Source organism: Chryseobacterium oranimense (assembly GCF_900129755.1).
Classification (GTDB): Bacteria; Bacteroidota; Bacteroidia; order Flavobacteriales; family Weeksellaceae; genus Chryseobacterium; species Chryseobacterium oranimense.
Genome location: NZ_FQWT01000004.1, coordinates 305,244 through 330,683, shown reverse-complemented (window position 1 = coordinate 330,683; position 25,440 = coordinate 305,244). Strand labels below are relative to the sequence as shown.

Here is a 25,440-nt window from a genome sequence, read left to right as displayed (position 1 = left end):
AAACGGGCAGCTAACACTGTTCGTTTTTCATTTTAAATATATTAATTTTGCTCGTTAATTTTAGACTAAAAATATGGAATTTTATAAATATCAGGGAACCGGAAATGATTTTGTAATGATAGACAACCGTGACCTGCAGTTTCCCAAGAATAAAGATATTATTGAAAAATTATGTGACAGACGTTTCGGAATCGGCGCAGACGGACTGATCCTTCTTGAAAATGATAAGGATTACGATTTCAAAATGGTATACTACAATTCTGACGGCGGCGAAAGTACCATGTGCGGAAACGGTGGAAGATGTCTTGTCGCATTTGCCTTCTTTCTGGATATTTTTGAAGACAGATGTAAATTCATTGCCATAGACGGTGAGCATGAAGCAGAAATCCATAATGGGATCATCAAATTAAAGATGATTGACGTGGATACTATTTCCGGTGACGGAGAAGACACTGTCATGAATACGGGATCGCCTCACTATGTAAAATATGTGGAAGATCTGGTGAACTACAATGTTTTTGCAGAAGGTCACGGCATCAGAAACTCGGAAAATTATAAGGAAAATGGCATCAATGTGAATTTTGTTGAAAAAATTACGGATGATGAAATTTTTGTAAGAACCTATGAACGAGGCGTTGAGGATGAAACTTACAGCTGCGGAACAGGAGTTACTGCTTCTGCTTTAACTTTTCTGCAAAAAAACAATCTAATTTCTGTAAAAGTTAAAACTTTAGGAGGAAATCTTAAAGTTCATGCTGAAAAAAACGGAAATTCTTTCCAAAACATTTGGCTTGAAGGTCCTGCAAAGCAAGTTTTTAGAGGTAAAATAGATCTTATTTAAAAACTAAACTTTTAATCAACATTTTAATAATGAAAAAAACTGTTCTTATTATCGCTCTCATTATTGTTGGAGCGGCAGGATTTTTTGGTTTGAGATTTTATAATAAATATTATGGAAATAACGTGGAAAAGGATGGCTATGTTCTGATTCCGCATAAAGCGGATTTCAAGCAGATTCTTGATTCCGTGGCTCCATATGTAAAAGATAAGGAAGCTTTTGAAGCAGTGGCAAAGGATAAGAATCTGGACAGGTTCTTTAAGCCGGGCCGCTATCATTTCCAACCGGGAGCAGGAAACACCAACCTTGTGAATATGATTAAAGCCGGAAACCAATCTGAAAATACTTTCAGAATAGGAGATTTCGGAGACATGTACCAGATGATAGGAAAGGTTACCAAAAAAACGGAGCTGGATTCCTTACAGTTTGTGAATGACCTGAATAAAGTGGCGGTAGAAAAAGGATATAACAATGCAGAAGATTTAAAAAAATATTTTTTCATAGACACTTATAATTTTTTCTGGACGGTAAGCCCGAAAGAATTCTTTAAAAAGTTTGATGAACAGTATAATGAATTCTGGACAAGCGAAAGGAAGAACCGCGAACAGCAATCCGGACTGACCAGGGACCAGATCTATGCACTGGCCTCTATTGTCTACAAAGAATCCGGAGGAAAAAAGGATGAAATGAAAACCATTGCAGGATTGTACCTGAACCGTTACAGAAAAGGCATGAAACTTCAGTCGGATCCTACGGTAATTTATGCAATCAATAAGCAGACTAATTTTAAGGAGCCTATTAAAAGAGTATTGTACAAACATTTGTCAACACCATCGCCCTACAACACCTATGCGAATGCAGGAATTCCTCCGGGACCTATCTGTATCGTAGATAAAAACTCTGTAGATGCGGTTTTGAATGCAGAAAACAATAATTATATCTTTATGTGTGCTGATCCTAAAAGATTTGGCTATCATAAATTTACAGCAAGTGCAGAAGAGCATGCCATCAATGCAAAAGCTTATCAGGACTGGCTGAATTCCAAAAATATAAAATAAAAGATAAATTTAACTTTTATTAACAATATGATAATTAACTTTTAACACTTCTATACGACTTATACATCTATAAATAATACATAAATCGTAATATCTGAAATCAAACCCAATTAAAGATTTCACAATATTAAGACTTATACCTTTACGATTTTACACAAAAAATACCTTATGAATCAGACGGAAATTGTCAACATTTTCACAAAAAAAACGCTAGCACTTACTTTTGTACTTTCGGCAGCAGCAATGGCATTTGCCCAGGAGAAAGCAGGAGTTACGGGAATGATCGTCAACAAAAACAATCAACCGGTTCCTTATGCCTCTGTGACGTTCAGCAATAAAGCGAACAAGACCTTAAGTGACGCTGTATTGACCGACGAAAAAGGACAGTACAAACTGGAGCTGGCACCTGGAAATTACGACATTACAGTAGAAGCAATCGACTACAAAAAAAGTGTAGTCAATAAAAGTATTGCAGGCCCGGGAAATATCGGTGCATTATCCATACAGCCGGAAGCTACAAGCACTCTGGACGGCAAGACCCAGGAAATACAAGGTGTGGTGATCACTGCAGCGGCAACAAAACCGTATAAAGTGGAGCTTGACAAAAGGACTTACGACCCTTCCCAGGATATTGTAAGCAAGGGAGGAAATCTTCAGGATGTGCTTTCCAATGTTCCTTCCGTTTCTGTGGATACTGACGGTACTGTTTCGATGAGAGGAAGCTCCAATGTGAAGTTCCTGATCAATGGGAAACCTTCTGCCCTTCTTGGGATAGATGATGGTGCCAACGCCCTTCAGAGTATTCCTGCTGACCAGATCGAGAAGATTGAAGTAATTACCAACCCTTCTTCTAAATTTGAGGCTAGCGGTACTGCCGGTATTTTGAATATTATTTTAAAGAAAAGCAAGAAGACCGGTTTTAACGGTAGTGTTATCGGAACTTTAGGCTATCTTCCCCAAACCAACCTTAATGCGAATCTTAACTGGAGAAAAGGAAACTTTACATGGTTTCTAAATGGTGGCGGAGGCTACAGGGAATCCAAAAATACCAGTAGAAATGATGATTATTTTAACAATGCCAAATTAGCTGATGATTTGGTACAAAGAAATACCGACTCTGAAACCAAAAGTAAAAATAACAACTATAACGCTTCCGTAGGTATCGTTTATGACATTTCCGAAAAAACCTCAGTAAATGCATCCGGAACCGTAAGAACTTTTGACAGTGAAAACTTTGGTAATATTGATTATCGCTACACTCCTCTTACAAATCCTTTTTATACATCAAACAGAAGTACTTTCGGAACAAACAATAACCTGGCTTTTCAAGGTGATTTTGGGTTAGATCATAAATTTGATGATAAAGGGCAGAATTTATCATTATCATTAAGTTTACAGAGAAGCCGGTCATACAACGATACCAATATCGATGATACTATTGATAATCTGAAAAATGTCATTAATCAGAATACCATTAACAGATCTGTTATTGCTAAGGCTGATTATGAGTTGCCTATTGGTGAATCTTCAAAATTAGAAGCAGGATACAGAATTGATATCAATACCAATGATTATAGTAATGATGTTCGTGAGAGCACAACAACAAAACCGTTAGATTTCCTTAAGCCATACACTTATGATGCAACCTACAAGGAGACTTTCAATGCTTTTTATTTGCAATTCAAAAGTAAAATCGGAAAATTAGGTTATCAGTTAGGAGTGAGGGATGAATTGTCCAATGTAGATATTAATTACATAAGCCTTGATCCTAAGAAAAATGTACCTGCAACGACTAAAAATTACAATAACTTATTCCCAAGCGTTTATTTAAGCTATGAATTCGCCAAGGATAATCAGTTGCTGTTAAACTACACAAGAAGAATAGACCGCCCAAGATCATTCTTTATGATTCCTAACCCGAGTTATAATGATAACCAGAATATTTTTGACGGAAACATTGATCTTAATCCATCATATGTAGACTCTTTTGAATTCGGATACAGCATTTCAAAAAAGAAATTCACAATCAACCCTACATTGTATTACAGACATCAGACTGATGATACAAAAATGTTAGTGTATAATATTCTGGCTACAGATGAAAACGGAGCTATTATTGATCCAAAGCGTATAGAATCTCATACAAAACCAATTAACCTTGGTACGGATGATCGTTTCGGTTTAGATTTAAACTTCAACTGGGATGCAACAAGCTGGCTGAAATTCTTAGGAAATGTAGATATGTTTGGTTACAATACAAAAGGCAGCACTCTATATGACACCTTTGATAAAGATGGAAATCCTGTTCAGGCTGTTGCTGATTTTAACGGTAAAGGTTTTTCAACGAGAGCAAGGCTTTCTTCAACGATTAAGGTGGATAAAACATTCAGCTTCCAACTACAAGGATTCTACAGAGGAGGGCAGAAAACAGCTTACCAGGATAGAAAAGACATGTATGCCATCAGTCTAGGTGCTTCTAAAACAATCTGGAAGGGTGACGGAACTTTAGCATTCAATATTCAGGATATTTTCAATACCAGAGCAATGAGATCTACGACGTATACAGCAAACAGTATAAGAGATTCTTATATGCAATGGCAGCCAAGACAGTTCTCTGTTTCTCTGACTTACAGATTCAAGCAAGGCGAGAAGGTAGAACAGCCTAAAAAGAAAAAAGATATCAACTCCAATGCGACGGGCGACGACCAGCAAGCCCCGATGTAATACACAAAAAATCCCGAAAATATTTTTCGGGATTTTTTTATTTTGCAGCTTCTGCTCTTTCTATTTTTTCTTTCTCCGCTTCATAGATTCTTCTTCGGAGGTCGCTCGTGGAAAACCTATGGTCTCTTTTATTGTAAAAGATCTCAATTCCTTTCTCTTCACAATATTGTTTCCCTGTAAAGTCTCTGTTCATATAATCGTCCCCAATGATCCTTACATCGATCACAAAAGACTTTAAAATATCAAGAAGATCTTCTTCCGTATAGTAAGGGATAATTTCATCTACGGCATTTACTGCCTTCAGCTGAATATACCTCTCAACAATACTCTGGCTGGGTTTATTTTTATTCGGGCGGTCATGCGAAGGATCAACCTGAAGTCCTACAATTAAATAATCACATACCGTTTTAGCTTCTTCAAGCATTTTGATGTGTCCTGCATGCAGCAGATCGAATGAGGAAAACGTAATACCTATTTTTTGTGTTTTCATAACAGTGTCAATTAAAATTCCGGCATATCAGCTATTTTAAATCGTTAAAAAGCTCCTATTGCAGGAAAAGATTGTTATATAATTGTTTTTTTAATTCTTTTTTAAACAGCTCTTGAGTCAAGATACTGCTGCCATTTCCAAACCGTTCTTAAAGATTCCTCCAATGAAGTCTCAGACTTCCAGTGAAGTTCTTTTTCAGCCTTATCTGCATTAGCATAAGCAATGGTAATATCCCCCTCTCTTCTCGCACAGATCTGATAAGGAACTTTCACATCATTAGCCGTTTCAAAAGCTTTCACAACTTCCAGTACGGATGAGCCCTTTCCTGTTCCAAGGTTAAATATATCAATGACTGTCTCTTCGTTGCTATGTAACAAGTTCTTAAGGGCACTTACGTGCGCCTTCGCCAAATCAACAACGTAAATATAATCACGAACCGCAGTTCCGTCTTCCGTATCGTAATCATCACCCCAGATACTCAGTTTTTCGCGAATTCCGGCAGCAGTTTGAGTAACATAAGGAATTAAATTATTGGGAATTCCCAATGGAAGTTCGCCTAATTTTCCGGACGGGTGAGCACCGATAGGATTAAAATATCTTAAAAGAGAAATTTTTCTGTTATAAGCTTTTGCAAAATCAATCAAAATTTCTTCGCCCATCTGTTTTGTTTTGCCATAAACACTTTCAGGCATTTTCAGTGGTGTATTCTCATCAATCGGCATTTTCTCTGCCTGCCCGTACACCGTACATGAAGAACTGAAAATAAAGTTTGAAATCCCTCTTTCCTTAAATTCCTGAAGAATATTGATCAGCGTAAATAAATTATTTTCGTAATAATCTATCGGCTTTACCTGGCTTTCTCCAACCGCTTTGGAAGCTGCAAAATTGATGCATCCGTCGATCTGATGGGCATCAAAAACCTGAGTAAGAAGCTCCCTTCTCTTTAAATCAAAAGGATAAAAAACAGGTTTCTTCCCTGCAACCTCCTCAATATTTTTTAAAATAAATTTTTCAGAATTGGATAGATCATCAACAATGACAACATCAAAGCCATTATTCAAAAGTTCCACAACTGTATGAGAACCAATATATCCAAGTCCTCCTGTGACTAATATTGCCATTTTTTATTAATATTTTTAATCGTTTTGTGTTCCTATAAGTTCTATGTTTTCGTAATGTACCTTCTTATATTTAAATTTATTTACCAAAAAAATTAGAATTGATAAACAAAAAATTAAAAATAAATTTATTGCAGAATATAATTCATTTATTGCAGTACTTACAACTAGAATACTAAGAGAAGAAATATAATAAATATTAAGCAACAAAATACTTTTTGAAAGTTTAAATAAAATAAATATCAAGCTTATTAATTTTAATAAAAATAAAATAGCCACAACAATTATTGTCAGTTTATCACCATATGATTGTAAAGAAAAATCTTCTCTATTGATTAAGTCAAATAAGCCAATTCCTAATAGAGACAACATTATTGAACTCGTTAAAACAACAAGTACTTTAAATATTTTATATTTAAAAATTCTTTTTTTCATCTACTTCATAAACTCAAGCACCGCATCCGTAATATACTTCAGCTGCTCTTCATCCAGTTCCGTATGCATGGGCAGAGAGATCACCTGATCCAGAAGCTTGTCTGTGTTCACAAAATCTTCATCATTGCTTTCCTGGAAATAGGCTTTCTGCTTTCTCAACGCTACCGGATAATAGATCATTGCAGGAATTTCCTTTTCTGCAAGGAATTTCTGAAGCTCATTACGCTTTCCGTTCAGGATTCTTAAAGTATATTGGTGGAATACATGCGTTGAGTTTTCTGATCTTTGTGGAGTAAGAATATCTGCATGTCCTGCAAATGCCTCATCATAATAATCGGCTGCTTTTCTTCTTGCTTCATTGTAAGTATCCAAATGAGGAAGTTTCTTTCTTAAAACTGCCGCCTGAATACTGTCTAATCTGGAATTCACACCTACTTCATCATGATAATACCTCTCGTACATTCCGTGGTTAACGATTCCTCTCAGACGGTGTGCCAGTTCATCATTATTTGTGAAAAGAGCCCCGCCATCTCCATAGCATCCTAGATTTTTGGAAGGAAAAAATGAAGTAGTTCCTACCGTTGCCATTGTTCCCGCATATTTCTGAGTTCCGTCAGAGAATGTATACTGTGCTCCTATGGCCTGTGCATTATCTTCAATAACATACAGGTTATGTTCTTCCGCAATTTTTAAGATCTCTTCCATATTCGCACACTGTCCAAAGATATGGACCGGAATAATTGCTTTTGTTCTTGGAGTGATTGCTTTTTTAATTTCTTCCGTAGAAATTGTGAATGTATCGTAATCTACATCTACCAGTACTGATTTCAGCTTAAGCAGATGAATAACTTCTACTGTAGCGGCAAAAGTAAAATCTGCAGTGATCACCTCATCCCCTTCTTTCAGGTCCAAAGCCATCAGTGCGATCTGCAAAGCATCCGTTCCGTTAGCACACGGGATCACATGCTTTACATCTAAATAAGATTCCAATTCATTCTGGAAAGACTTTACTTCCGGGCCGTTGATGAAAGCCGCAGAATCCATTACATTTAAAACCGCATTGTCTACATCATTCTTTATTTTGTAATACTGACTTTGCAAGTCAACCATCTGAATTTTTTTCATAAATAAATATTTGTGTAAAAATAAGGAATTTAAAATCCTATCAAAAATTTTATTGATTTTGTTTTATCTTTATGGAAAATAACTTTATGAAAAAACTTTTACTCTTTTGTCTTTTAGTGGGTTACTCTACTGTAAATGCGCAAACAGAGCTTGTTTTTGTTTATTTTACGGACAAACCGAATAAAGCTGCTTTTTATGCCAATCCGCTTTCTGAACTGAGCCAGAAATCCCTCAACAGACGTACTTCGCTGGGTATTGTTCTGAACGACCAGGATGCTCCTATTGAGCAGTCTTACATCCAGAATCTTCAGAACCTAGGCTTTACCGTCACCGACTATTCCAAATGGCTTAACGGAGCAGCTGTAAACGCAACTCCGGCACAAATAACAGTTTTGCAGACACAGCCTTATGTACAGTCGGTGGGACGGTTTGCAAAAAATAACACTTCGGCCCCTAAAACAGCAGTTCAGAATAAATGGAATCCGGTTTCTGAAACGCAAAAGACACTGACTGTTTTTGATTATGGCTCTGGATCCGCACAGATCGACCAGATTAATTTAAGGCCCCTTCACCTTACCGGGTTTACAGGTACGGGGATCTCTATTGCGGTTATTGATGCCGGTTTTCCTTATGTGGATACCGGATCTGCATTTGAAAGACTGCGCAACAATAACCAAATCAAAGCCGTTTACGACTTTGTCACCAAAACTCCCAATGTATACAATACTTCCATCAGCAATCACGGATCTGCTGTCTTAGGAGCTATTGGCGGATATATTGAAAATACTTTTGTAGGATCTGCCCCGGATGCCGATTTTTACCTTTACCGCAGCGAAAATGCTGTCGGTGAAATTCCCGAAGAAGAATTATACTGGATAGAAGCAGCTGAAGAAGCAGACAGAAAAGGTGTTGATATCATCACAGCCTCACTTGGTTACAATGTTTTTGACGACTCCAGGTACAACTACACATACTCGGACATGAACGGAACTACTTCTTTTATTGCCAGAGCTGCTGAAATAGCTGCCAATAAAGGGATTTTTGTTCTCGCGGCAGCAGGAAATTCAGGAGCCCAGCCCTGGCATTACATTATGACCCCGGCAGATAACGCCAAGGTATTCAGCATAGGATCTGTGGATGCAGCAGGAAGCTCTTCAGGATTTTCATCTTATGGGCCTAATTCCTTGGGTGTGGTAAAACCTGACGGAAGTTCAAGAGGAAGTGCTGCGGCAACCGTTACCAACGGTACATTAACCTCAGTCAGCGGAACATCTATTGCAACTCCCATCGCCGCAGGTGGTGTCGCATGTCTTATTCAGGCTTTCCCATCGATGAACAGGGAACAGATCAGAACAAAACTCCGCCAGACCGCTTCGCTATACCCTGTCCACACAGACCAGATGGGGTATGGAATTCTCAATTTTGGAAGCGTTTACAATCAAGTGCTGAATACCTCTGAAATAGTGAAGAAAGAAAAGTTTGCCCTATTTCCCAATCCTGTAAAAAACATTCTGAATGTGGCTTCTGAAGGTGAAGTTATATCATTGGAAATCTATGATAATTTAGGGAAGCTGATCAGGAAAAATAGCGGGCAAAAATCTGTAAAAGTTGAGGACTTTCCGAAAGGAACGTACTACCTGAAAATTAAGATGAAGAATGACACTTTTTATGAAAAGTTCTTAAAAGAGTAATTAAATAACGGTTAAACTGGTGCAGATCGGTAATTTTTATTTCGCACAGATTGCTCAGATCACTCAGATTGGTAATAACAAATATTGAATTAGGACGGGCTTCAGCCCGTTCATTCGTTCAATAATCTAAACATTTTACCAAAGGCTTTAGCCAAAATTTAAATCAAAAAAATAACGCCTCTCAATTGAGAGGCGTTTATATATCAGTTAAGCTGAATTTCTGCTCGCATTGATGTTTCCAAATAATGACCTTGTTACCAGCTTTTCATAAGCTTCTCTGTTTCCTTCTCCTTTCTGGATTTTCATTAAGGCATATTGCTGAATACTCAATAGCGGCAAAACAATCTTTTCCCTTATTTTCACAGATTTTCTGGATAACGGATCTTCTTCCTGCAGCATCTTGAAGCCGGTAAGTTCCAGCATGATATCTCTTGAAAGGACATATTCATCATAAAGGACATTCCAGAATGCTCCGAATTTAGGATTATTTTTGATGTAATACGTCAGCGGAAAATAAGACTTGTTCATACTCATCATAGAATTCAGGACTAAAGTTTTAAAGAAATCCGAACCTTTATACAGTTCTTTCACCTCATCCAGCCTTCCCTTCTCTTTCATCTGCTGCATGGCAAATCCGAACCCGAAAAACCCTGGGACATTCTGCTTCAGCTGAGACCAGGAGCCTACAAAAGGAATGGCTCTTAAATCTTCGAATTTCAGCTCGCTTCCGTTTCCTCTTTTGGACGGGCGGCTTCCGATGTTGGTCTTACCGTAATATTCAAGGGTACTCATTTCCTGAAGATAAGGAACAAACATTGGATGTGCTTTCAGATCCGAGTATTTTTTATAGCTGATCTCTGCCAGTTCAATGATGAGCTTTCTTTCTTTTTCCGTAAGGTCTTTTTTGGAATTTTTGAAAACATCATTTTCAACTCCGGCGGTCAGAAGCTGCTCAAAGTTGTATTTGGCCTGTTCTTTATTTCCAAAAATACTGGTGATCGTCTGTCCCTGTATGGTCAGTTCGATTTTATTGTTCGCGATGGTATTTCCCTGTGATGCATAGAAATCATGGGTTTTACCTCCTCCTCTTGCCGGCGGGCCGCCTCTGCCATCAAAGAACACTACTTTTATACCATTCTGGACGGAAAGTTTAGTTAAGACTTCTTTGGCTTTATAAATCTCCCAGTTGGCTTTAAGATAGCCCCCATCTTTTGTCCCGTCTGAAAAACCAAGCATAATCGTCTGCTGATTTCCTCTTCTTTCAAGATGTTTTTTATAGACAGGATTCCGGTAAAGCTCACTCATTACATTTTCAGCATTGGCAAGGCCTTCCATTGTTTCAAAAAGAGGAACAATATCCATTTTGATCTCTTCATCCTTATAGCCGCAGATTTTAAAGAATGCATACACATTCATCACATCTTTTACAGCATCGGAATTGGAAATAATATAACGGTTCATCCCTCTCTGCCCGTTGAGATCCTGAATTTCAGAAATCTGGCAAACAGTTAATAAAGTATCTTTAACGATATCTTCAAACTGATCTGCATCAACTTTATTACCAAGCTGGATCAGCTTATTGAATTTTTCTTCTTCCCCGGCCTCGGCATTACCATAAACTTTTGCAAAAACGTCATCAATTACTTTCTGATGGATTCTGCTGTCCTGGCGGACGTCCAATGTCGCAAAATGAGTTCCGAAAATTTTCACACGGTCTCTGAAATTTACCAGAAGATCTAAAAACAGAGAATTATGCTCATTCACCAGTATTTTTTCTGCTTCCTCAGCTTTTTTCAGAATATCATCTGCCGTGATCATTTTTCCGTTGAAAATGGCACTGTAAAGCTCATCGCTCAGCTGGGTCAGCACTTCAGATACGCCTCTGAAACTTAACCTCCTTCTGATAAATTTCAAATGGCTGTAGTAAGATTTCAGAATGGCGGAACGGAGTTCTTCTGCCACTCTTTTGGTAACATCCGCAGTCACAAACGGATTTCCGTCTCTGTCTCCACCCGGCCAGAAACCAAGCTGAATAATATCTTCGTGAAGATGGAAATGACCGTTTCCAAAGGTCTTTTTGATCTTGGTAAACAGCTCTCCGATTGTATCGTAATAAACATATCTTAAATAAGAAATGATGCTCAGCGCTTCATCAATTGGCGTTGGCTTTTCTTTATTGACAAAGGGTGTTTTCCCCAACTGCTGCAGAAGCATATCAATCTGGGTAACGGAATCGCTGGTAATAGCTCCCCTCAGATCCTGGATAATCCTCTGTACCGAGCTTGGATAAAATTGCGTCGGGTGTGCCGTAAACACTACTTTTACCGTAAAATCCTTCAGCTTTTCACGAACTTTTTCAAGTTTGTGATCCTGGTAAGAACGTTCGAAAAGATTGGTAACCGTTCCGTTGTCGCTTTCGGAATGGAGGCTTGGAAAAGCTGCATCTTCAATACTATCAAACAAAACTACCTGTCTTTCAATATATTGGATAATCTTGAAAAGCAGCTCTACTTTCTGCTCCTCCTTTTGAAGATCGGTATGATTTTTAAAGAATTCTTCGATAATTTCCTCAGGGGTTTTGCCTTCTTCATATCCGTTTCTGCTTTCCTCGTAAAGGAACGGGAGAAGCATCCCGATATTGGTCATTTTATCATAAGGCAGGCTCATAAATAATGAATTGTAGATCTGGAACTTATTCTCCACGATCTGCCTGAATTTTTCTGCTCGTTGGTCGTGTATCATATAACAAATGTAATAGATTTTGAAATTAAATTAATTGATAAATGACAAAAAATACAGCCGCAGGAACAAAATTATTTTTTGAATACAGCAGTTTAATGATTAATTTTACTTTTCACACAAATTAATCAGTATTCCATGAAAAATATATTCATATTCCTTTTAATGAGTTTTATTTTCACAGCATGCGGTGAAGATTGTTATAATGCTCCTCAGACGATAGCTTTTAAATTCGTTAATTCTGACGATGAAAATCTGATCACAAACGGAACCCTCACTGCCTATTCCATCAAGGATGAAAACCAGAATGGAGTACAATTAACCAAAACATCCGACGACATGATTATATTAGAAAATGTTGGGGCCTATAATGGAACAAAAAAGTACAATTTCCAGTCTAATATCAAAACTTTTGATTTTTCAATACAGTCGTCCGAGTTTAAAGGAGGCTGCGATGGATATCAGATTAATAAATTAACATTTACAGGCATAGGGATTGATGTAACTGATGAAAAAGGATATTATAAAATTATACTGAAATAATTGAGTCAGTATTTATGCTGTTTAAGAAAATAATAATTATGAAAATTATTTCGATCATCTCTTTTCTGATCCCGGGTTTGCTGCTTTCTCAAAATGCAGTCCCCGCCGATTTCAAAAAAATCCCGGAAATCCTCGACAATATTGAACTACTCTACCCGTTCATTGTTCCTGATAAAGAATATGGCTACTGGAGAGTACTGACTAATGATCCCGATCCGGATAAAGCGGTGGTATACGAAAGCCAAATGCCGGATTTCATGACCATTAATGAACCTTTTCCCGAGAAAGGTTTTTTCCAGAAATGCGTTGGTGAAAAATGTTTCACCTATATTCTGGCCTGCAAAAAAGACAGAGCTATTTATTTTGTGAATGAGCAGCAATTGAGGGATTTCATCGGAACCGTAGATAATCTTCCGGAAGCTATTCTGCTGGCTAAAACCTATGGCTTTTCAGTGGATACCGGTAATAAACTCAGCGGATCCTATAAAATTGAAGACAAACATATTGATCTGTACCTCTCAAAGTCTAAAGGCTGTCCGGAAATTAAAGAATCTTATTTTATAAAGATCAACAGGAAAAACGGAAAGCTTGAATCAAAAAACAATGGTATTTACTTTAAAGGTGAAAATTGTAATGAAGCTGTTTCTCAGTAAGAGGGAGTTGTTTTATTAAAAAAAACAGAAAGTATATCTTTATTTTCTATTTAATTCTCTCGCTGATTGGGCAGATTACGCAGATTTTTTGTAGTATTTTTAATAAACTGCTTCATCGAATCAACTTTGTTGATTCTCCTCTTTGCTTTCTTAAAATGTATAGGATGAAACATCATCTTTGCGTTTAAAAAAATTCTCTAGCCTAAAATAATTCCTAAAGCTCTTTATACAAAAATATTATCAAGACAAGCTAATGAAATTTATATTGTTATTATAAAACACTTTGATAGGAATTTTAAAATTTCATTAACTCAGTTTTTGTATGGCATTGCGTAAATTTGAATCAAATAAATTTAGAACAATGCTTAATTTCGAATTCAAAAATCCTACAAAAATACTTTTTGGAAAAGGTGAAATCGCTAAAATTTCCCGTGAAGTCCCAAAAGATGCCAGAATATTAATGATCTACGGGGGCGGAAGCATCAAAAACAATGGTGTTTACGATCAGGTAAAAGAAGCTCTGAAAGATCATGAATTATATGAATTTGGTGGTGTTCCTGCCAATCCTGAATATGAAGTACTGCTGGATGCCCTAAGCTTTATCAAAGAAAAAAACATCAATTACCTTCTGGCTGTAGGCGGAGGATCTGTTATTGACGGAACCAAATTTCTTTCAGCAGCTGCTCATTATGAAGGTGAACCATGGGATATCCTTAGAAATTCAGTAAGAACGTTTGAAGGTGAAGGAATGCCTTTCGGAAGTATCCTGACTTTGCCTGCAACCGGCTCTGAAATGAATTCAGGTTATGTAATATCAAGAAGAGAAACCAATGAAAAGCTTTCTTCCGGCGGTCCGGGGCTTTTTCCACAGTTTTCTGTTCTGGATCCGGAAGTGATCAGAACGATTCCTAAAAACCAGATTGTGAACGGGATTACCGATGCTTACACCCACGTTCTGGAACAGTATATGACCGCTCCCTCTTCTGCCGATCTTCAGGAAAGAATTGCAGAAAGTATTCTGATCAGCCTCCAGGAAACAGCTCCTAAGGTTTTGGCTGATGATTTTGATTATGATGCTGCCGGGAATTTCATGTGGTGCTGTACAATGGCTCTTAACGGGCTTATCCAGAAAGGAGTGATCACAGACTGGGCCGTACATGCCATGGGCCATGAACTGACCGCTTATTTCGGAATTGACCACGCAAGGACTTTAGCTGTTATAGCCCCGTCCCATTACCGTTATAATTTTGAGACAAAGAAAGGAAAACTGGCCCAGTATGCTGAAAGAGTATGGGGAATTAAAGACGGAACAGTAGAAGAAAAAGCAGAACAAGGAATTAAAAAGATGGAGGAATTTTTCCATAGTCTCAACATTAAAACCAAACTTTCGGAATATACGGAAGACTATAAAGGAACTGCAGAAAGAGTGGAAAAAGCATTTACGGACAGAAACTGGTCAGGCCTTGGTGAATACAAAAAACTGACGCCTCAGGATGCTTATAAAATTGTGGAGATGAGTTATTAGAGTTTCGGGATGCGGGGTACGGGTTTCGAAATTCGAGATTCGAGATTCGAGTATGAAAGTTTAATTTCCGGGCCTGAAAGTTTATTATTCGGTTTTCAAAACCTGAAATTTGCAATACGAAACCTGAACCTCGCATCCCAATCCCTATAAAATTCTTTTATTTATAAACATTCGTTTAAAAAAGCTGGATTTCATTGCAGATATTTCAAATTTATTTATATTTTAGCATATTCTTAAATTTGTGAAAATGAAAAAACAGCTACTTTTATTTGCCTTTTCTGCTTTGACCCTAACTTCCTGTAAAGATGACAATATCGAAGCTTATGAATTAGAAATGATGAGCGGAGACTGGAAGGTGAGCAAAATAGAAACTATTTCCGGAAAGGACAATAAAACAGTAATTAAGACCCAAACACCTTCTGACTGTGAGGCTAAAAACATTCTGCATTTCAGAAGTGATTATTATACAAGCTTTACCTACTATTCCGAAGTTGGTCTTGAGTGCCAGCTGGCAGGAAAAACTGAAGGTAAGTATACTTACACTGAAGAGTCTAAACTGCTAAGTATAAAAAATGACAATGATACTGAAAGATGGTACAGAGTGGAAGTGCTTACCAGCCATGATCTGAAACTGGCACAGTTATTCAGTTCTTTTGATGAGGATGGTGATGGTGTTGCCGATCTGACCTACGTTAGCTACAAAAGATAAATACAGACTCTCGATTTTATCGGGAGTTTTTTATTACATTTATAAGATATTTAAAATTGATTACAATGAAGAAGATTCTTTCAGCATTCCTGTTGCTGTATTTCACCCTATCCTTTTCACAGGACAAAAAACCGATGTTCTGGCAGGACATTCAGAATTTCAAAAAAGCTGATCAGGACAATCCACCGCCTAAAGATGCTATCTTATTGATTGGAAGCTCCTCCTTCACCAAATGGACGGATGTCGCCAGCTATTTCCCCGGAAAAACAATCATCAACAGAGGTTTCGGAGGATCAAGATTAACAGACCTGAATTACTTTTCAGATGATCTTTTAAGCCCCTACCAGCCTAAACAGATCATTATCTACTGTGGTGATAATGATTTTGCGGATAATCATGACCTGAAAGCCAAGGTAGTGGTCAACAGATTTAAAACATTCTATAAAAAGATCCGTGAAAGATTCCCCAATATCGAGGTCGATTTTATTTCCATAAAATATTCGCCAAGCCGCGAAATTCTTTGGCCAAAGATGAAGGAAACGAATAAAAAAATTGCCGCTTTCATGAAAAAAGAGCCTAATGCCGAATTCATTGATATTACAAAAGCGATGGAGGATGCCAGCGGAAATGTAAGAAGAGACCTTTTTGTGGAAGATATGCTTCACCTGACTCCGGAAGGATATGCCGTCTGGGCGAAGGTAATGAAACCTTATATGAAATAATATTTATAACAAAAAAATCCCTTAACGGGATTTTTTTATTTCTTTCTTTTAGATTTCGATATGGCTTTCTGCTGGGCCCTGTTCGCTCCGAATTTTTTGGGAGCTTTTCTTTTGGATGGTCCGCCCCAGTTTTCTTTTTTATTCTTGTCCTTCTTCTCATGAAATGCAGCTCCTCCTTCATTCAGCTTTACCTGTGCAGGATTTTTCATGATCACCACATCCTCTTCAGAAGCGATCTTTTTAGGGTTAATTTTCACTTCTGCAGGGAAATCGGCAAACTTAAGGTCTTTGTCCATTAACAGCTCGATATCAAGAATGGAAGCTTCTTCTTTTTTAGTCACGAAAGTAACCGCTTTACCATCTTTATCCGCTCTACCCGTTCTTCCTATTCTGTGGATGTACTGTTCAGGGATTTCAGGAGTCTCAAAATTGATGACGTGGGTAATATTTGAAATATCAAGACCTCTGGCCATTACGTCGGTAGTAATCAGTCCTCTGATCTCTTCATTTTCAAATCTTTTCATGGCTTTAAGCCTGTAATTCTGAGATTTGTTTGAGTGAATCACATCAAACTGTTCAGGGAAAAGCTCATCAATTTTAGCAAACAGAAGATCAGAATTCTTTTTATTATTGGTGAAGATCAGCACCTTGGACATGTCTTCGTTGTTCTTCAGTAAATGTTCAAGAAGATTGATCTTGGTATTAAAGTTTTCAACTTTATAACCGGTCTGTTCTATTTTTTCAAGAGGTGTTCCGGATTTTGCCAAGGAAATTTCCACGGGACTGGCAAAGTATTGGTCCAGCATCTCATCCACAGCTTCCGTCATGGTAGCAGAGAAAAGAATATTCTGTCTCTTCGGCTTCATCATTTCGAAAATGTGGGTAAGCTGCGGCCTGAAACCAAGGTTCAGCATTTCATCAAACTCATCAATGATCAGCTTCTGCACTTCTTTCAATGAAATCGCATTATCAATGGCAAGGTCCATTACCCTTCCCGGAGTTCCTACCAGGATATCGCATCCGTCATTAAATAAGAGTTTCTGGGTATTGATATTTTTCCCGCCATATATTCCGATCACCCTTGCGGTTATATTTTCTGTCAGCTTCTCAACAATTTCAGCAACCTGTACCACCAGTTCTCTTGTAGGAACAAGGATCAAGACAGTAGGATTCCCTGTTTTGTTGTATTTCCATGTTTTAAGAACGGGCAGAAGATAGGCTAATGTTTTTCCGGTTCCGGTTTGCGCAATGCCCATCACATCTCTTCCGGAAAGTATAGGCCCAAGGCTTTTTTCCTGAATCGGTGTAGGTTCGAACAATTCCAGATCCGCTAAAACATCAAGAATTTTAACCGGCAGGTCAAAATCCGCAAAAGTGAGTTTTTCCATGGTGCAAAGATAGGTATTTAAATTTGGTTTCGAGTTTCGAGTTTCGGGTTTCGAATTACGAGGTTCAAGGTGCGAGGTGCGAGATAGAATTAGTTGTGAAAATTACAATTCTTCATTTCATTAGCCTAAACTAAGTTCTGTATCCTTTATCCCGGAACTCAATACCCGAAACTCGGAACTCGTAACCCAAAACCCGAAACCACTTCTTATTTCCTCGTCACTCTCAGTAAAAGCACTAAAACCAATATAACGGAAAATACAAAGCCTAAAACCGCAACCAAAGACAATTCCCCGATCCTTGGGCCGGATTCTGAAACAAAAACAATGGCTGTAGCAATGATATTGGCTCCCAAAATCATAGCCAGAATTAAATTGACCACACTTGATTTGATCAGCTGGTTGGTTTTTTCAATATTTTTAATCTCGCTGGAAACCGTGAATTTGTTGTCATCCAGTTTCTGAAGTACGGATCTGAGCTCTTTGGGAATTTCATCTACATTATCTGTGAAATTCATCATCCTGTCCATTCCTGTTTTTAAAAGATTTTTGGGTTTGATCTTTTTGGTCAGGATTTTCCTGGTGTAAGGATGAAGACTCTTCACGATATCCAGATCCGGGTTGATCGTTCTTCCAACGCCTTCTATAAGGCTTATTCCTTTAAATAAAAGATAAAAATAATCCGGCATATGGAGCCTGTTGTCCTTCAGAATATCTTTCATTTTATTGATGATGACCTGAACGTTGATATCCTGCAGAGATGAACTGTGTACGAAGTTCAGAATGTCTTCCACATCGTTTTCAAATCTTCTTTCATCAGGAATTTCGTAACTGACTGCCATTTTTTTAAGATAGCGTACAATCTTATGTGAATTTTTAGCCACAAAGCTTACAATAAGACTTTCAAGGATTTCCTTATCGTTCGGCTGGATCTTTCCTACGGCACCAAAATCAATGAAAACTATTTTCCCGTCTTTTTTTACCAGAATATTACCGGCATGCGGATCAGCATGGAAAAATCCATAGTCCAGGATCTGGGACACAAACAGCCTTAATCCTACTTCGGACACTTTTACAGGGTCAATATTATGGGCTAAAAGAGCAGTTTTATCAGTTACTTTGATCCCGTCGATAAATTCCATGCAGAGAATATTGTTGTTGGAATATTCTTCATAGATTTTGGGAACATAGGTTTCTTTATTATTTTTAAAATTCCGGGCAAAATGCAGGATATTTTCTTTTTCATTGACTAAGGAAACTTCTTCCAGCAAAGATTTTTCGAAAGTGGAAATAGCCTGTTTCAGATTAAGTTTTTCTCCAATTTCAGAATAGGCGGAAACAATTTTCTCAAGATCTTTTATAAGGAGTAAATCATCTTCAATTACCGCCTGTACATCGGATTTTTTTAGTTTAAGGATCACAGGACTTCCATCCAGCAAAACCGCTTTATAAACCTGAGCGATCGAGGCAGTGGCTAAAGGCTGTTTCTGAATTTCCTGAAAATGATCTTTAACGGATATGTTGAACTCATTTTCCAGGATTTCTTCAACGTCCATATCCACGGTATCTACTTTATCCTGAAGTTTCTGCAGTTCCTGAATAAGCTCTGGCGGAAGAAGGTCTTCCCTGTTGCTGAACGTCTGTCCCAGCTTTACAAATGTAGGTCCAAGCTCTTCCAGGACAAGCCTGATCCTTTCATATACTGTTCCTTTAGAAATAACCTCATCCGGATCAACAGAAACCGGTTCCTGTTTATTCCCTGTATTCATCCTCGCCAGCATATCTTTAAACCCGTATTTACTGAGTACGGAAATAAGTCTGGCCGATCTTTTCAGTTTTCTTTGCTGCTTATCAAACATATATTTCTAAATAGTTGCTGCAAATTACTCCAAAAATTGTTCCTATTGCTATTTTATTTGAAATTGGTTCACAGTAACCGAACTCACTTTCTGTAATAAAAACCTGACTGAAAAGTAATGATCTATGCGTTTATGAAAAAAGCTGCCTTAAAGGGCAGCTTTCTTTAACAATATCTTAATAAGGCTATTATCCTACTACTTTAACATTGTCTGCTTCAGGTCCTTTTTTACCATCCTTAAGGTCAAACTCTACAGCTTGTCCTTCTTTTAAAGATCTAAGGCCTGATGCCTGAATGGCTGTATGATGGCAAAAAATATCATTTCCGCCTCCGTCTGGTGTAATAAAACCAAAACCTTTTGTTTCGTTAAACCATTTTACTGTTCCTGTCATTATATTTTATTTAAATTGATTAGTGAAGATAATAAATTTTTAAGAACATGTTGAAAAAAAACATATATTCTTCAATTATTTTTCGCTAATCGCCAGATATTTTATTTTAAATTCAAAGAAAAAATTATATTATTTACAGGATTTTTTTATCTTTATAGCTACAAATTCCAAACTAACCTATAAATATTAAAAAATGAAAAATTTACGTAACAACAAACTTTCAAGAGAGCAATTAAAAGGAATTAACGGAAGCGGTATTATTATCGGCAACTGTTCAAACGAATGCTGCCCTACCGACGGAAGACCTAGATGTCCAAGACTGATATGCCCGGCCGTAGTTTGCCCTCAGTATTTGTAAAAATCTGAATTCAATTTCAACATAGAGCAGGCATCGATCTGCTCTTTTTTATTTTAAAATATCCTGCCCAAACGGACAGGATATTTCTTTAAAGGTTATTTAAGGTAGGTTTCATAGAGATCTTTTCTGCGGTCATTCATTACCTGGACGGAGCCGTGGTGGTGAAGGTCTTTCAAAAGATTAAGGTCAACGTCTACAATAAGGGTCATTTCCGTATTAGGAGTCGCTTCTCCTTTCACAGCATTGGATGGGAAGGCAAAATCCGAAGGAGTGAACACAGCGGCCTGCCCGAACTGGATATCCATATTATTCACACCCGGAAGGTTCCCTACACAGCCTGCAATAGCAACATAACATTCATTTTCAATCGCTCTTGCTGCGGCGCAGTGACGTACCCTGATATAGGCATTCTGAGTATCGGTAAGGTAAGGAACAAAGAGAATTTTCATTCCCTGATCTGCCAGAATTCTAGGAAGCTCGGGAAATTCGACGTCGTAACATATGACAAGGCCTATTTTCCCGCAGTCGGTATCAAAGACACGGATTTCGTTTCCACCTTTCATTCCGTAATATTTTCTTTCGTTCGGCGTGATATGAATTTTACGGTATTCATCGATACGGCCATCACGATGGAGTAAATAGCTTACATTATAAAGGTCATTGGTCTCAGTTTCAAAAACGGGCATACTTCCAGAAATAATATTGACATTGTAGCTGATGGCGAGTTCGGAAATCCTGTTCTTGATCTCTTCACTGAGTTTAGCCAGCTCTATCATGCTGTCTCTTTCCGAAAGTTTATTGAACGGAGCCAACAGCGGTGTATTGAAAAGCTCTGGAAAAAGAACAAAGTCGGATTTATAATCTCCCATTACATTCACAAAAAACTCTACCTGCTCATAAAAAGCATCGATATTTTTAAAATGCCTCATCTGCCACTGTACCAGTCCGAGACGGATGATACTGTCCTGCATAGTGTTGGGCTTTTTGCTGTAATAAATATTGTTCCACTGGAGCAAAACGGCATTTTCCAGTGATGATTCATCCTCAGGAAGGTATTTTTTGAGAATCTTTATCGGTAAAAAATTATTGGAAAGCTGGAAAGACAGTACGGGATCATAGATTTCCTTGTCTCTTACCCTGCGGATGTATTCCCTTGGGGACAATTCGTTGCTGTATTTATGATAGTTCGGAATTCTCCCGCCCAGAATAATGGATTTGAGATTAAGCAGCTCACATAATTCTTTTCTGGCATCGTAGAGTCTTCTTCCTAAACGCAGTTCACGAAACTCAGGATCTACAAAAACCTCTATTCCATAAAGTACATTTCCGGTTGATGAATGGGTATTGAATGTATAATTTCCGGTAATATCCACATAAGTATGATCATCCCCAAAATCATCATAATTGACAATAATGGAAAGGGCTACAGCAGCGAGTTTTCCGTCTACCGTAATGCAGATCTGTCCTTTAGGAAATATTTTGGTAAGTTTTTCGATGCTTTTTTTAGACCATATCGATTCTGACATCTGGGGGTAAGCACGCTTCATTGTAATGACCAGTTCATCATAATCCTGAACCGTCAGGGGTCTCGTTTCTATTTGCATTTGACGTAATTTTACTTAAATTTAGGGAAAATATTTTACTTAAATTCTTGAAGGAAGTACTTTTCAAATCATTTAAATAAACTTAACAATGGATATCATTAAAATCCTATAATTACTCTTTTATAAAGGAAATTCTATGCATTAATCCTAGCTATAAGTATCACCATTATTTTTATTTTAAGAATTTTTTATGCTGACACATCTATCAATGTTTCACACAATCTTAACTTGTTTTCAGCATCTGAAATAAAACCACAGGAAGCAAAAAGTTTTATTTACTTTTATTTAATGATCACAATGTTAATAAATTATACTATTTTCCATAAGCATATACTCTTCAAACTGGTGTATTGCTTATTAATTGCTTTAAATATTTTACTGATCATTTTTTCATTAAAACAGTTTTAACAAAAAATCCCACCCAAACGGGCAGGATTTATATTATTAATTCAAGTCAAAAATTACTCCCACTCAATAGTCGCAGGCGGTTTGCTTGAAATATCGTAAGCGACTCTGTTAATTCCTCTTACTTCATTGATAATTCTGCTTGAAACAGTATCTAAGAACTCGTAAGGAAGTCTGCTCCATGTTGCGGTCATAAAGTCGATCGTGTTGGCAGAACGAACTACTGCTGTATATTCGTAAGTTCTTTCATCACCCATTACTCCTACAGATTTTACAGGAAGAAGGACAACGAAAGCCTGAGATACTTTTTCGTAAAGATCGTTTTTATATAATTCTTCGATGAAAATATCATCTGCTTCCTGAAGGATTCTTACTTTTTCTGCATCTACAGCTCCCAATACCCTGATTCCTAATCCAGGGCCAGGGAATGGATGTCTGTGTACCAAATGATGTGGAATACCTAACTCCTCACCTACTTTTCTTACTTCATCCTTGAAAAGCTCTCTCAATGGCTCTAACAATTCGAATTCCATGTCTTCAGGAAGCCCTCCTACATTGTGGTGTGATTTGATCACGGCAGATGGTCCGTTAACAGACTGGCTTTCGATAACGTCAGGATAAATGGTTCCCTGAGCTAAGAATTTAGCGCCTTCAATTTTATGGGATTCTTCATCAAAAACATGAATAAATTCGTTTCCGATGATTTTTCTCTTCGCCTCCGGATCGTCTACTCCAGTTAATTTTGAAAGGAATCTTTCTTTAGCATCCACCATTTTAATGTTCATATGGAAATGTTCTCCATAGTTATCCATTACTTTTTTGCCTTCATCTTTTCTTAATAATCCGGTGTCTACAAAGATACATGTCAGCTGATCACCGATAGCTTTGTGAATTAAAACCGCAGCTACAGAAGAATCAACCCCTCCTGAAAGTCCGAGGATAACTTTATTATCTCCTACCTTTTCACGGATCTCTTCAACTGTTTTATCGATATAGTTCGTCAGTTTCCAGTTTTTTTCAGCATTACAGATTGCGAAAACAAAGTTTTCAAGCATTTTCCCGCCTTCTTCTGTATGGGAAACTTCCGGGTGGAACTGAACGCAATAAATTTTTCTGTCTTCATTGGACATGGAAGCCATTACCCCTGATTTTGCATTCAATTCAAAACCTGCAGGCATCTCTCCTACTTCGTCAAAGTGGCTCATCCATACGATAGAATTCTGGGTAACTCCTTTTAGTAAAGAACTTTCTTTAATGATATCCAAGTGAGCTTTTCCATACTCCCCTTTTTCTCCTTTGTTTACTTTTCCTCCTAAAAGGTGTGCTGTAAGCTGCATTCCGTAGCAAATTCCCAGAACAGGAACTCCCTGTTCATACAGTTCTTTTTCAACAAGGTGAGCATTTTCTGCATTCACAGAGCTTGGTCCTCCGGAAAGGATGATTCCTTTTGGCTGTCTGGCTAAAATATCCTGTAAAGGCGTGTTAAAAGGGAGAATTTCAGAATATACACCCATTTCACGGATTCTTCTTCCGATAAGCTGGTTGTACTGTGATCCGAAATCTAATATGATAATACCGTTGTTCATTTTATAAATGATAATTGATGATTGATAAATGATGTTAAAAGCTTCAGGCAATAAGCCCGAGGCAGTAAGCTTTTTATTATAATAGGTCTAAAGCCTATTGCTTACTTAATTGTTTTACAAAAAAAGACTTGGAAATTTTCCAAATCTTTTTTCGTGATTTATTTTAAAACTTTCCGATGTCTTCTCTGTAGAAACCGTAATCGAAATGTATATGACTTGCGTCTTCGTAAACTTTTTTGCGGGCATCGTCGTAAGTAGCCCCCGTAGCCACGATATTCAGAACTCTTCCGCCGTTGGAAACCACTTTGTCGCCTTTTCTTACAGCGCCGGCATACAGAAGTTTAGCATGTTTCATTTTGTCCTCCCCTACAATTTCGTACCCTGTTTCGATATTTCTAGGATAACCTCCCGAACACATCACAAGGCATACTGCTTTTTCGTCTTTAAACTTAAGCTGGATGTCTTTTCCTTCCATGCAGTCCTGGATCACATCAAGAAGATTGTTCTCCATCAATGCCATCAGTACCTGAGTTTCAGGATCTCCGAATCTCATGTTGTATTCAAGAAGGTAAGTTCCGTTCTTAGTAACCATCAATCCGAAGAAAATGATTCCTTTGAAGCTGAACCCTTCTCCTTTAAGACCGTTGATGGTAGGCTGTAAGATATTCTGTTCAAAATCTGCATAATGTTCCTGTGTAAAATCAGGGCTTGGAGCTACAGATCCCATACCTCCTGTATTAGGTCCCGTATCACCGTTTCCGGCTTTTTTGTAATCTTTTGCCGCAATACAAGGGAAGATTTTTTCACCGTTTGAGAATGCAATGATTGAAGCCTCAAAACCTTCTAAATATTCTTCAATAACCAGACGGATTCCGGCATCTCCATAGATTCTTCTGATCATGAAGTCGTGGATCGTAGCTTCAGCTTCTTCAAGGTTGTCACAGATTACCACCCCTTTTCCGCCTGCCAGACCGCTTGCCTTAATCACTAAAGGATACTGCTGTGTCTGAACATATTCTTTAGCGTCGTTGTATGAATCAAATACTACAGCTTTAGCTGTTTTGATATCATAGGTCTGCATAAATTTCTTAGAGAAAGCCTTACTTCCTTCCAGGCTTGCTACTTTTTGGTTCGGACCGAAAACTTTAAGATCGTGTTTTTTGAATTCATCCTTAAGTCCTGCTACAAGAGGGGCTTCAGGACCTACGATTGTAAGGTCTACCTTTTCTTTGATCGCAAAATCTCTTAATTCCTTGATCTCTGACAAATGAACATTTTTCCCTATTACATCGGTGGTAGCATTACCATTAGCAAAAAACATTTTAGAAATTCTCGGGTCATTCTGAAGCTTTGCCGCTAAAGCAGATTCTCTACCGCCTTCACCTATGATTAATATTCTCATACTTTATTTATTATCTAGTCTATTTTACAAATATATAATTTTGAATGCTATAAATACAATCCCAAATTATTTTTTAATTC

General features: G+C 37.7%; 21 protein-coding genes. 10 read left to right on the top strand and 11 right to left on the bottom strand.

Going from position 1 to position 25,440, the window contains the following annotated elements; translation table 11 throughout:
- The first annotated feature begins 73 nt into the window (after nucleotides 1-73).
- From dapF to BUB03_RS14475, 3 genes are all read left to right on the top strand, one after another.
- On the top strand, nucleotides 74-841 hold the full coding sequence (dapF, locus tag BUB03_RS14485) for a diaminopimelate epimerase (RefSeq protein WP_073064373.1): 768 nt from the start codon (nucleotides 74-76) through the stop codon (nucleotides 839-841).
- A gap of 29 nt (nucleotides 842-870) precedes the next feature.
- On the top strand, nucleotides 871-1,896 hold the full coding sequence (mltG, locus tag BUB03_RS14480; protein WP_073064370.1) for an endolytic transglycosylase MltG: 1,026 nt from the start codon (nucleotides 871-873) through the stop codon (nucleotides 1,894-1,896).
- Nucleotides 1,897-2,064: 168 nt separating this feature from the next.
- Nucleotides 2,065-4,620, top strand: a complete 2,556-nt coding sequence (locus BUB03_RS14475) for a TonB-dependent receptor domain-containing protein (protein WP_073064367.1) — start codon at nucleotides 2,065-2,067, stop codon at nucleotides 4,618-4,620.
- 37 nt (nucleotides 4,621-4,657) lie between these two features.
- On the opposite strand, the gene BUB03_RS14470 is transcribed toward BUB03_RS14475, so the two are convergent.
- The 4 genes from BUB03_RS14470 to BUB03_RS14455 form a co-directional block, all read right to left on the bottom strand.
- Nucleotides 4,658-5,110 carry an adenylyltransferase/cytidyltransferase family protein gene (locus BUB03_RS14470; protein WP_040996172.1) on the bottom strand — a complete coding sequence of 151 codons (453 nt, stop codon included), beginning with the start codon at nucleotides 5,108-5,110 and terminating at the stop codon, nucleotides 4,658-4,660.
- Nucleotides 5,111-5,211: 101 nt separating this feature from the next.
- Nucleotides 5,212-6,231, bottom strand: coding sequence for a UDP-glucose 4-epimerase GalE (gene galE / locus BUB03_RS14465; protein WP_073064365.1), 1,020 nt, complete (start codon nucleotides 6,229-6,231; stop codon nucleotides 5,212-5,214).
- Between the two features lie 15 nt (nucleotides 6,232-6,246).
- Nucleotides 6,247-6,663, bottom strand: coding sequence for a hypothetical protein (locus BUB03_RS14460; RefSeq protein ID WP_073064363.1), 417 nt, complete (start codon nucleotides 6,661-6,663; stop codon nucleotides 6,247-6,249).
- On the bottom strand, nucleotides 6,664-7,788 hold the full coding sequence (locus BUB03_RS14455; protein ID WP_073064360.1) for a DegT/DnrJ/EryC1/StrS family aminotransferase: 1,125 nt from the start codon (nucleotides 7,786-7,788) through the stop codon (nucleotides 6,664-6,666). It lies immediately after the preceding gene.
- Nucleotides 7,789-7,874: 86 nt separating this feature from the next.
- Between BUB03_RS14455 and BUB03_RS14450 the strand changes: the two genes are divergently transcribed.
- The gene (locus BUB03_RS14450) at nucleotides 7,875-9,479 is read left to right on the top strand and encodes a S8/S53 family peptidase (RefSeq protein WP_073064600.1); all 1,605 of its coding nucleotides are present in this window, start codon (nucleotides 7,875-7,877) and stop codon (nucleotides 9,477-9,479) included.
- A 207-nt stretch (nucleotides 9,480-9,686) separates the two neighbouring features.
- Here the strand turns inward: BUB03_RS14450 and BUB03_RS14445 are convergent, their stop codons facing one another.
- On the bottom strand, nucleotides 9,687-12,221 hold the full coding sequence (locus tag BUB03_RS14445) for a phosphoenolpyruvate carboxylase (protein ID WP_073064358.1): 2,535 nt from the start codon (nucleotides 12,219-12,221) through the stop codon (nucleotides 9,687-9,689).
- A 135-nt stretch (nucleotides 12,222-12,356) separates the two neighbouring features.
- Between BUB03_RS14445 and BUB03_RS14440 the strand changes: the two genes are divergently transcribed.
- The 5 genes from BUB03_RS14440 (at nucleotide 12,357) to BUB03_RS14420 (ending at nucleotide 16,370) form a co-directional block, all read left to right on the top strand.
- The gene (locus tag BUB03_RS14440; protein ID WP_073064355.1) at nucleotides 12,357-12,761 is read left to right on the top strand and encodes a hypothetical protein; all 405 of its coding nucleotides are present in this window, start codon (nucleotides 12,357-12,359) and stop codon (nucleotides 12,759-12,761) included.
- A 38-nt stretch (nucleotides 12,762-12,799) separates the two neighbouring features.
- Nucleotides 12,800-13,414, top strand: a complete 615-nt coding sequence (locus tag BUB03_RS14435; RefSeq protein ID WP_073064352.1) for a hypothetical protein — start codon at nucleotides 12,800-12,802, stop codon at nucleotides 13,412-13,414.
- Between the two features lie 361 nt (nucleotides 13,415-13,775).
- The gene (locus tag BUB03_RS14430; RefSeq protein ID WP_040996159.1) at nucleotides 13,776-14,939 is read left to right on the top strand and encodes an iron-containing alcohol dehydrogenase; all 1,164 of its coding nucleotides are present in this window, start codon (nucleotides 13,776-13,778) and stop codon (nucleotides 14,937-14,939) included.
- Between the two features lie 247 nt (nucleotides 14,940-15,186).
- Nucleotides 15,187-15,648, top strand: a complete 462-nt coding sequence (locus BUB03_RS14425; RefSeq protein ID WP_073064350.1) for a lipocalin-like domain-containing protein — start codon at nucleotides 15,187-15,189, stop codon at nucleotides 15,646-15,648.
- A 65-nt stretch (nucleotides 15,649-15,713) separates the two neighbouring features.
- Complete coding sequence (locus BUB03_RS14420; protein ID WP_073064348.1) at nucleotides 15,714-16,370, top strand: GDSL-type esterase/lipase family protein; 657 nt, start codon at nucleotides 15,714-15,716, stop codon at nucleotides 16,368-16,370.
- A 35-nt stretch (nucleotides 16,371-16,405) separates the two neighbouring features.
- On the opposite strand, the gene BUB03_RS14415 is transcribed toward BUB03_RS14420, so the two are convergent.
- The 3 genes from BUB03_RS14415 to BUB03_RS14405 form a co-directional block, all read right to left on the bottom strand.
- Nucleotides 16,406-17,758, bottom strand: a complete 1,353-nt coding sequence (locus BUB03_RS14415; protein ID WP_073064345.1) for a DEAD/DEAH box helicase — start codon at nucleotides 17,756-17,758, stop codon at nucleotides 16,406-16,408.
- Nucleotides 17,759-17,964: 206 nt separating this feature from the next.
- Nucleotides 17,965-19,614 carry an ABC1 kinase family protein gene (locus tag BUB03_RS14410; protein ID WP_073064343.1) on the bottom strand — a complete coding sequence of 550 codons (1,650 nt, stop codon included), beginning with the start codon at nucleotides 19,612-19,614 and terminating at the stop codon, nucleotides 17,965-17,967.
- 187 nt (nucleotides 19,615-19,801) lie between these two features.
- Nucleotides 19,802-20,005, bottom strand: coding sequence for a cold-shock protein (locus BUB03_RS14405; RefSeq protein ID WP_139258864.1), 204 nt, complete (start codon nucleotides 20,003-20,005; stop codon nucleotides 19,802-19,804).
- Between the two features lie 193 nt (nucleotides 20,006-20,198).
- Here BUB03_RS14405 and BUB03_RS21920 point away from each other — a divergent pair, with 193 nt between their 5' ends.
- On the top strand, nucleotides 20,199-20,363 hold the full coding sequence (locus tag BUB03_RS21920) for a hypothetical protein (protein ID WP_167409427.1): 165 nt from the start codon (nucleotides 20,199-20,201) through the stop codon (nucleotides 20,361-20,363).
- Nucleotides 20,364-20,458: 95 nt separating this feature from the next.
- Here BUB03_RS21920 and BUB03_RS14400 read toward each other — a convergent pair whose 3' ends face one another.
- The 3 genes from BUB03_RS14400 to purD form a co-directional block, all read right to left on the bottom strand.
- The gene (locus tag BUB03_RS14400) at nucleotides 20,459-21,967 is read right to left on the bottom strand and encodes a carbon-nitrogen hydrolase family protein (protein WP_073064341.1); all 1,509 of its coding nucleotides are present in this window, start codon (nucleotides 21,965-21,967) and stop codon (nucleotides 20,459-20,461) included.
- 461 nt (nucleotides 21,968-22,428) lie between these two features.
- Entirely contained in the window at nucleotides 22,429-23,958 is a 1,530-nt protein-coding gene (guaA, locus tag BUB03_RS14395) for a glutamine-hydrolyzing GMP synthase (RefSeq protein ID WP_073064338.1), read from the bottom strand.
- Nucleotides 23,959-24,121: 163 nt separating this feature from the next.
- Nucleotides 24,122-25,360 carry a phosphoribosylamine--glycine ligase gene (gene purD / locus BUB03_RS14390; protein ID WP_040996143.1) on the bottom strand — a complete coding sequence of 413 codons (1,239 nt, stop codon included), beginning with the start codon at nucleotides 25,358-25,360 and terminating at the stop codon, nucleotides 24,122-24,124.
- Nucleotides 25,361-25,440 lie beyond the last annotated feature (80 nt).

Coding starts and splice junctions, on each gene's coding strand:
- dapF (WP_073064373.1), top strand. CDS start 74: ATGGAATTTTATAAATATCAGGGAACCGGAAATGATTTTGTAATGATA.
- mltG (WP_073064370.1), top strand. CDS start 871: ATGAAAAAAACTGTTCTTATTATCGCTCTCATTATTGTTGGAGCGGCA.
- BUB03_RS14475 (WP_073064367.1), top strand. CDS start 2,065: ATGAATCAGACGGAAATTGTCAACATTTTCACAAAAAAAACGCTAGCA.
- BUB03_RS14470 (WP_040996172.1), bottom strand. CDS start 5,110: ATGAAAACACAAAAAATAGGTATTACGTTTTCCTCATTCGATCTGCTG.
- galE (WP_073064365.1), bottom strand. CDS start 6,231: ATGGCAATATTAGTCACAGGAGGACTTGGATATATTGGTTCTCATACA.
- BUB03_RS14460 (WP_073064363.1), bottom strand. CDS start 6,663: ATGAAAAAAAGAATTTTTAAATATAAAATATTTAAAGTACTTGTTGTT.
- BUB03_RS14455 (WP_073064360.1), bottom strand. CDS start 7,788: ATGAAAAAAATTCAGATGGTTGACTTGCAAAGTCAGTATTACAAAATA.
- BUB03_RS14450 (WP_073064600.1), top strand. CDS start 7,875: ATGAAAAAACTTTTACTCTTTTGTCTTTTAGTGGGTTACTCTACTGTA.
- BUB03_RS14445 (WP_073064358.1), bottom strand. CDS start 12,221: ATGATACACGACCAACGAGCAGAAAAATTCAGGCAGATCGTGGAGAAT.
- BUB03_RS14440 (WP_073064355.1), top strand. CDS start 12,357: ATGAAAAATATATTCATATTCCTTTTAATGAGTTTTATTTTCACAGCA.
- BUB03_RS14435 (WP_073064352.1), top strand. CDS start 12,800: ATGAAAATTATTTCGATCATCTCTTTTCTGATCCCGGGTTTGCTGCTT.
- BUB03_RS14430 (WP_040996159.1), top strand. CDS start 13,776: ATGCTTAATTTCGAATTCAAAAATCCTACAAAAATACTTTTTGGAAAA.
- BUB03_RS14425 (WP_073064350.1), top strand. CDS start 15,187: ATGAAAAAACAGCTACTTTTATTTGCCTTTTCTGCTTTGACCCTAACT.
- BUB03_RS14420 (WP_073064348.1), top strand. CDS start 15,714: ATGAAGAAGATTCTTTCAGCATTCCTGTTGCTGTATTTCACCCTATCC.
- BUB03_RS14415 (WP_073064345.1), bottom strand. CDS start 17,758: ATGGAAAAACTCACTTTTGCGGATTTTGACCTGCCGGTTAAAATTCTT.
- BUB03_RS14410 (WP_073064343.1), bottom strand. CDS start 19,614: ATGTTTGATAAGCAGCAAAGAAAACTGAAAAGATCGGCCAGACTTATT.
- BUB03_RS14405 (WP_139258864.1), bottom strand. CDS start 20,005: ATGACAGGAACAGTAAAATGGTTTAACGAAACAAAAGGTTTTGGTTTT.
- BUB03_RS21920 (WP_167409427.1), top strand. CDS start 20,199: ATGAAAAATTTACGTAACAACAAACTTTCAAGAGAGCAATTAAAAGGA.
- BUB03_RS14400 (WP_073064341.1), bottom strand. CDS start 21,967: ATGCAAATAGAAACGAGACCCCTGACGGTTCAGGATTATGATGAACTG.
- guaA (WP_073064338.1), bottom strand. CDS start 23,958: ATGAACAACGGTATTATCATATTAGATTTCGGATCACAGTACAACCAG.
- purD (WP_040996143.1), bottom strand. CDS start 25,360: ATGAGAATATTAATCATAGGTGAAGGCGGTAGAGAATCTGCTTTAGCG.